Source organism: Pedococcus sp. P2_A3 (assembly GCF_056405035.1).
This window is the reverse complement of the sequence record NZ_JBFUCW010000050.1, coordinates 1-908: the sequence shown is the minus strand read 5'-3', so window position 1 is coordinate 908 and position 908 is coordinate 1. Positions and strand designations below refer to the sequence as shown.

At 69.2% G+C, this 908-nt stretch carries 1 protein-coding gene; it reads right to left on the bottom strand.

Annotation, left to right across the window (positions count from 1 at the left end; genetic code table 11):
- Nucleotide 1: 1 nt before the first annotated feature.
- The coding region (locus AC1DX8_RS21120) for an IS481 family transposase (RefSeq protein ID WP_477631924.1) at nt 2-908 on the bottom strand (907 nt) is incomplete at its 5' end.

Sequence of the window (908 nt, the reverse complement as noted above, 5' to 3'; positions counted from 1 at the left end):
GCTAGCTGTACTGACCTGACAGGTTGGTCAAGCGGGTGATGGGTGGCTTGTTCTCGCAGGCGGTGTGGGGTCGGTGGTGGTTGTACTCGTGGRTCCATGCTGACAGGGCGGCTCGTCGCTCGGCTTCGGATTCGTAGCAGCGGGCGTAGCCCCACCCTTCGGCCATGGTGCGGTGGAAGCGCTCGATCTTGCCGTTGGTCTGTGGGCGGTAGGGGCGGGTCTTGCTGACCTTGATGCCCAGCTCGGCGCAGGCGTCGGCCCAGGCGAAGGATCGGTAGGCCGATCCGTTGTCGGACAAAACGCGTTGGATGCTGACGCCGCGTTCGGCGAACCAGGCCACCGCCCGGCGCAGGACCGCGACCGCGGTAGCGGCGGTCTCGTCATCGTGGACCTCGGCGTAGCCGACTCGGGAGTGGTCGTCGATCACGGTGTGCACGAACGCGTGGCCCAGCTGAGGGTTGTGCCGGGTGTTCTTGGGCTTGTCCGGGGTCGCGGCCCGGTTCCGGAAGCCTTGGGGGCGTCCGACGAACCGCCACCCGCCGCCGTCGGGRATGTTGCCGAGCTTCTTGACGTCGACGTGGATCATCGACCCGGGGTAGGGGTGTTCGTAGCGACGCACCGGCTCCCCGGTGGCCCGGTCCACATGGGCCAACCTGTTGAGCCGGCACCGGGTCAGCACCCGGTGCGCGGTCGAGGGCGCGACCCCGGTCAACGAGGCGAGCTGGACCGGCCCGAACCGCTTACGCAGCCGCAACGACACGATCCGCCGCGTGACCACCGTGGTGGTCTTGGCGGGCATCGYGTGCGGGCGCGAAGACCGGTCGCTCATCGGCTCGCCCGCGGCATACCGGTCGGCCCACCGCTTGACCGTCGGCCAGGAGCACTGAAACCGGGCCGCGACCTCAGCC